Annotated in this window: 3 protein-coding genes and 2 pseudogenes; 1 reads left to right on the forward strand and 4 read right to left on the reverse strand. The window is 71.4% G+C overall.

Going from position 1 to position 4719, the window contains the following annotated elements:
* A pseudogene (locus H5J29_RS21405) lies at positions 1-247 on the forward strand (helicase-associated domain-containing protein); the annotation flags it as partial.
* Between the two features lie 2172 nt (positions 248-2419).
* Here the strand turns inward: H5J29_RS21405 and H5J29_RS21410 are convergent.
* The 4 genes and pseudogenes from H5J29_RS21410 to H5J29_RS21425 all read right to left on the reverse strand — a co-directional run.
* Positions 2420-3022 (reverse strand): GTP-binding protein, encoded by a 603-nt coding sequence (locus H5J29_RS21410; RefSeq protein WP_181782832.1) that lies wholly within the window; start codon positions 3020-3022, stop codon positions 2420-2422.
* A gap of 34 nt (positions 3023-3056) precedes the next feature.
* Positions 3057-3692, reverse strand: a complete 636-nt coding sequence (locus H5J29_RS21415; RefSeq protein WP_181782833.1) for a DUF742 domain-containing protein — start codon at positions 3690-3692, stop codon at positions 3057-3059.
* Between the two features lie 53 nt (positions 3693-3745).
* Positions 3746-4168: a roadblock/LC7 domain-containing protein gene (locus H5J29_RS21420; protein ID WP_037048693.1), complete on the reverse strand. Its 423-nt coding sequence runs from the start codon at positions 4166-4168 to the stop codon at positions 3746-3748.
* A 49-nt stretch (positions 4169-4217) separates the two neighbouring features.
* Positions 4218-4719, reverse strand: a pseudogene (locus H5J29_RS21425) (hypothetical protein); the annotation flags it as partial.

The raw sequence follows: 4719 nt of genomic DNA on the forward strand, positions 1-4719 counted from the left end.
GCGGGGTGCCGGGCAGCCGATGGCCACCCAGGGCTCCAGCCACACCCTGGCCACGCTGCAGCAGGCCGCGCGCGCCCAGCAGCAGGTCTGGATCGGCTACGTCGACGGGCACGGGGTGCAGGGCGAGCGCGTCCTCGCCCCGGTGACCGTGGGCGGCGGGATCGTGGAGGGCCGCGACGCCGTCGACGGCGAGGTCTACCGCCTCCCGCTCCACCGCATCACCAGGATCGCGGTGGTGGAGGGCTGAGGCCCGGTCTGCTGTCCGTGACGGAGTTCGGGCTCACACCAGGCGGCTCCACCGGAGCGCCGCCGGTCCATGATCGGGGTCTGGGCTCGTGGGGCCGCGCTGTCCGCGGTTCCGTGCGCCGGTCTGGCGATCATCGACGATCGGGCTGCTTCGAGTGTTCGGTCGCGGCCGGTTCATGATCAACCTTTGGGCTGGTTCCGCCGCGTCTCGCGCGGGTTTCCGCTCCGAAACGGTGATCATGGTCGGGGGTGGGGTCGGGGGCCGCGGCTGGCGGACGTCATCGACACGTGGATGGTCACGGCGAGGGTGGTTGGGTCCGGCTCCGTATCCAGCGCCGCGTGTCCATGATCAACGCCTGGGCTCGTTCCGCCGCGTCTTGCGCGGTTCCGCGCGCCGGTCTGGTGATCATCGGCGGTCGGGTCGCTCGCGCGTGTTCGGTCGCGGGGGGTTCATGATCAGCGTGTGGGCTCGTGCCGCCGCGTCTCGCGCGGGTTTCCACTCCGAGTCGGTGATCATGCGCCGGGTTGGGCCTTCGGAGCGGGATCACTCGGTGTGGCTGCTCGACGGCCGTGTGGCGAGGCGACGTTCGGGGGATCACGGTGATTTCGTCTGGACCGGCTGTGTACGCAGTTCTGCGCGTCCATGATCAGCGGTTGGGCTCGTTCTACCGCGCCTTCCGCGGTCCCGTGCGCCGGTCTGGTGATCATCGGCGGTTGGGCTGTCTCGAGTTCGGGTCGCAGCCGGTTCATGATCAGCGTGTGGGCTCGTGCCGCCGCGTCTTCCGCGGGTTTCTGCTCCGAGTCGGTGATCATGGCCGGGGTTGGGACCTTCGGAGCGTGGCGTATCCGGTGCGGATGCCTGACGGGCTGCGCGGTCGAGGCCGACGGTTGGGGTGATCACGGTGTGAGTGTGTCGGGTCCGCTTCGCATCGAGCGCCGCGTGACCATGATCAGCGTGTGGGCTCGCGCCGCCGCGTCTTCCGCGGGTTTCTGCTCCGAGTCGGTGATCTTGGTCTTGTTGAGGACTTCTGAGCGGAGGTGGCACTCGGTGCGGATGCTCGACGGGCCGCCCGGCCGGGGCCTTCGCCTGGGGTGATCACGCGAGTGTGTCGGGTTCGGCTCCGGATGCAGTGCGGTGCGTCCATGATCAGCACTTCGGCTGGTTCCGCTGCGCCTTCCGCGGCTCCGTGCTCCGACGTGGTGATCATCGATCGGGTTGTCTCCAGTTTGGGGTCGCGGCTGGTCCATGATCAGCGTTTGGGCTGGTTCCGCCGCGTCTTCCGCGGTTCCGTGCGCTGGCGTGGTGATCATCGGCGATCGGGCTGTCTCGAGTTCGGGTCGCGGCCGGTTCATGATCAACGTTTGGGCTGGTTCCGCCGCGTCTCGCGCGGGTCTCCGCTCCGAGTCGGTGATCATGGCTGGTTGGGCCTTTGGAGCGGGATCACTCGGTGCGGATGCTCGACGGCCACGCGGCCGGGGCCGCCGCCTGGGGTGATCACGGCGAGCGTGCCTGGGTCGGCTCCGTATCCAGCGTCGCGTGGCCATGATCAACCTTTGGGCTGGTTCCGCCGCGCCATCCGCGGTTCCGCGCCGGTCTGTGATCATCGGCGATCGGGCTGCTCGAATGTTCGGGCCCGACTGGTCCATGATCAGCGGTTGGGCTCGCGCCGCCGCGTCCTCCGCGGTTCCGTGCGCCGGTCTGGTGATCATCGGCGGTCGGGCTGCTCGAATGTTCGGGCCCGACTGGTCCATGATCAGCGGTTGGGCTCGCGCCGCCGCGTCCTCCGCGGGTCACCGCTCCGGGACGGTGATCATGGACGAGGCGGCGTGTGACGGTGCGAGCTGATCGCCGACCCGGGCCGTCCGCGCCTGGGCCATGTGGCGAGTCGGTCGAGCCGCCGACCTGGTCGGTCGAGCACGACCTCGCTCGGCAGGCCGTCCGCGCCTGGTTCGGATGCGGGCGTGCCGACGCGGGCCGTCCTCTCGTGCACCCACATCTGGGCCAGGAGTCGCCGCGGGGAGCCGCGCCGCTTCCATGATCAGCAATCGGGAGCCCGCGGCGGAGCGCCACGACAGTGATCATGGCCGAGGTCGTGCCGTGCTGCTCCGGCCCATCACCTCGACCGGGTGTCGGGCCGAGGCGTCGTCGACGGGTGGGTCGACGGTGCCCCGGTCAGCGGGCTCCTGCGGCCATGCGGGCAGCCATGGCGTGCTGCACCAGAGCGATCAGGGTCTGCTTCGTGGACTCCCGGTGCCGCGCGTCGCAGGTGACGATCGGGATCGACGGGTCGATCGACATCGCCTCGCGGACATCCTCGACGCGGTGCTGCTGCAGGCCGTCGAAGGCGTTGAGCCCCACGACGTACGGTAGTCCGCGGTCCTCGAAGAAGTCGATGGCCGAGAAGCAGTCCGCGAGCCGCCGGGTGTCGACCAGGACGACGGCGCCGATCGCGCCGCGGACCAGGTCGTCCCACATGAACCAGAACCGGTGCTGCCCGGGCGTGCCGAACAGGTACAGGATCAGGTCCGAGTCCAGCGACACGCGACCGAAGTCCATGGCGACCGTGGTCGTCTTCTTGTTCGGGGTGGCCGACAGGTCGTCGTGACCGGCGCTCGCCTCGGTCATCACGGCCTCGGTCGTCAGCGGGTCGATCTCGGAGACCGACCCGACGAACGTGGTCTTGCCGACGCCGAACCCGCCCGCGACCACGATCTTCGCCGAGATCGTGGTGGGCGAGGGGCCCGGCCGGGCGGCCGGCTGGGGGGGACGCGTCATCGCCGGTGCGCCCGGCGCCCCTCCGGCGGGATGGCTAGAGCCGACGGAGTCCACTCAACACCCTTTCCATCAGTGCGAGGTCCGGCTCTTTGCCGGTGCTGCTCGCGGTCTGGTGCACGGTCACCACGCCGAGCCCGGCCATGTCGCCGAGCAGCACGCGGGCGACGCCGAGCGGGATGGACAGCAGCGCGGCGACCTCGGCGACCGAGCGGGGCTGGTCGCAGAGGTCGGCGACGGAGCGGTGCTCCATCTGCAGGAGCCCGAGCTGCTCACGGCCCTGGCGGCTCGTCGACACCAGGGTCTCGATCGCCAGGTCGAACCCGGACTTCGTGCGTCCCCGGGTCCACGCGTAGGGCCGGACGGCCGCCGCACCCGAGGGCGCAGCGGGCAGGACGGGCTCGTCCCGGACCGGCTCGATGGGGCCGGTCGCGTACCCGCCGTAGCCGGAGCCCGCGAACCCGGTGTCGCCCGTGTGCGCGGACGACGTGGCCGGGAACGGGGGTGGCGTCGGCGGCGCGGCGGGTGAGCCCGCCTGCTCCTCCTCGTCGCGCTTGCGGCCCCACAGCCTGCGCTTGCGGGGCCGTTTCGCGTCGAGGCTGAATCCGTTCATCACGTCCGCGAACGTCGGCTCCTGCTGACGACGGGACGCGTCGTCGGGACCACTGGTCATCGAGATCTCACCTACCTCGCCGGTCGTTCGTCGGACGGATGGACAGGACGCGGTCAGGGCCCGAAGGAGCCCTGCAGCTCGGCCCGCAGCTCCGGGGTGAGCAGCTGGCCGACGCGGTCGACCAGCAGCGTCATCTCGTAGCCGATCAGGCCGATGTCGCAGCTGGGGGAGGCCAGCACGGCCAGGCACGAGCCGTCGCTGATGGACATGAGCAGGACGATCCCGCGGTCCATCTCCACGACGGTCTGCACCACGCCACCCGCGTCGAAGCAGCGCGCGGCGCCCTGGGTCAGGCTGACCAACCCGGACGCCACCGCGGCCAGCTGGTCCGCCCGGTCCCGGGGGAGCCGGTCGGACGCGGTAAGCAGCAGGCCGTCGGCGGAGACGACGATCGCGTGCGCGACCCCGGGAACCTTCTCCGCGAAGTTGGTGACCAGCCATCCGAACCGGCTGGGCTGGGTCTGTGGTGCGGTCACGCCGCGGCCTCCTCGACGTCGTTCGGGCGGATGGTCTGCTGCTGCCCGATCATCGGTTCTCCTCGTTCTGGTCGTTCGCCTCGGGTCTGCCGGAGGACTGGCGACGCAGCCTGCTCTCCCGACCCTGCCGGACGCCCTGCTGGTAGCTCGCCAGCCGACCCCGGATGGCCTCGGCATTGCGTGCAGGCCCCGACGGCGGGGCCAGTACCGCGGATCCTGCCGCGCTGCCCGGGACGAGCCGCGCGCGGGGCCTCCGCTTGGGCAGGCCGGCGTCCGTGGTCTCCGCCTGGCGGTCCGACTCCTCCGCCGTGGCCTGGGCCGTCGCGTCAGCGACCCGCCAGCCCTCGTCGGCCGCCGTGGCGAACGCGGGCACCCAACCCGACTGCGGCGGGGACTCGTCGCCGCCCTCGGCCCAGCGGACCGGGACGTCCCCGTTCGACCGGAACCAGGCGGACGCGATCTCCTCGAAGATCGGCGTGGTCTGGCCCAGGTCGAAGCCGGAGGGTCCACGCCCTGCCGCGGCGCCCGAGCTGCCCGGCAGCCCGGCGTCG

The sequence above is a fragment of the Pseudonocardia pini genome (assembly GCF_013870575.1).
Taxonomy (GTDB): Bacteria; Actinomycetota; Actinomycetes; order Mycobacteriales; family Pseudonocardiaceae; genus Pseudonocardia; species Pseudonocardia pini.

Excerpts from the sequence above, each read along its gene's own strand:
- H5J29_RS21410 (WP_181782832.1), bottom strand. The coding sequence starts at position 3,022 with ATGACGCGTCCCCCCCAGCCGGCCGCCCGGCCGGGCCCCTCGCCCACC.
- H5J29_RS21415 (WP_181782833.1), bottom strand. The coding sequence starts at position 3,692 with ATGACCAGTGGTCCCGACGACGCGTCCCGTCGTCAGCAGGAGCCGACG.